The sequence below is a fragment of the Aphanothece microscopica RSMan92 genome (assembly GCF_046613545.2).
Taxonomy (GTDB): domain Bacteria; phylum Cyanobacteriota; class Cyanobacteriia; order PCC-6307; family Cyanobiaceae; genus NIES-981.
Genome location: NZ_JBKKKY020000315.1, coordinates 1 through 657, shown reverse-complemented (window position 1 = coordinate 657; position 657 = coordinate 1). Strand labels below are relative to the sequence as shown.

The 657-nt window shown below is 73.7% G+C and carries 2 protein-coding genes; both read right to left on the bottom strand.

The window, feature by feature from the left end; translation table 11 throughout:
- Window positions 1-381 (bottom strand): hypothetical protein (locus ACLD7X_RS17725; RefSeq protein WP_425625454.1); only part of this gene is annotated, 381 nt, incomplete at its 3' end.
- A 101-nt stretch (window positions 382-482) separates the two neighbouring features.
- Window positions 483-647 carry a hypothetical protein gene (locus ACLD7X_RS17720; RefSeq protein WP_411425009.1) on the bottom strand — a complete coding sequence of 55 codons (165 nt, stop codon included), beginning with the start codon at window positions 645-647 and terminating at the stop codon, window positions 483-485.
- Between the last annotated feature and the right edge of the window lie 10 nt (window positions 648-657).

Genomic DNA, 657 nt, shown 5'->3' with positions numbered 1-657 from the left:
GCCCTTGCCGGTCAATGCCGTCGTCAGCCGTTCCGCCAGCCTGGCGGCGAGATACAGGCCGACCTGCTCGAAATCCTCGAGATCCGTGGCGTGGCTCTGGTCCAGCCCCGCCAGGTTCACCTCATCCGCGCGGGCGATCTCCACCAGCAGCCGCACGGCGTGGCGACGGTCCTGCACCGCCAGCCCGACCGGCCCGGCGGCGTCCGCCGTGGTGCCCAGCACTTCTTCCGCGATCAGCGCCAGGCGTTCCGCCAGCGGCACCTCGATCCCGCCCGCCAGGGCGGTGCCGCGCACGAATTCCGCCCCCACCCCCGCGAAACGCGGCCCGGCCGGGATGATGAGGCGGGGCACCGCCTCCATGGGGGAGGCCGCTGCGCTCACCACCCGGCCCCCGCGCGGGGCAAGCTGGATACGAAGGCGGTCATCCGGCGTTCCTCGACCCGATCCGGCGTGAGTCTACCCACGGTCGTCCAGGCCGACAATCAATCGCCCAGACGCCTGTATTCCAACCGCCGCGCCAGCCAGCAGCCGACCTCGACACCGCTGACCGCCCCCGCGGCGTCGCGCCGGAACGCCAGGGTCCAGTCGCCGGGCGGCGTGTGATCCAGCGCGCGCGGGCAGGGCAGGGCCCAGAGGTCGGCGCCGATCGGCTCCAGC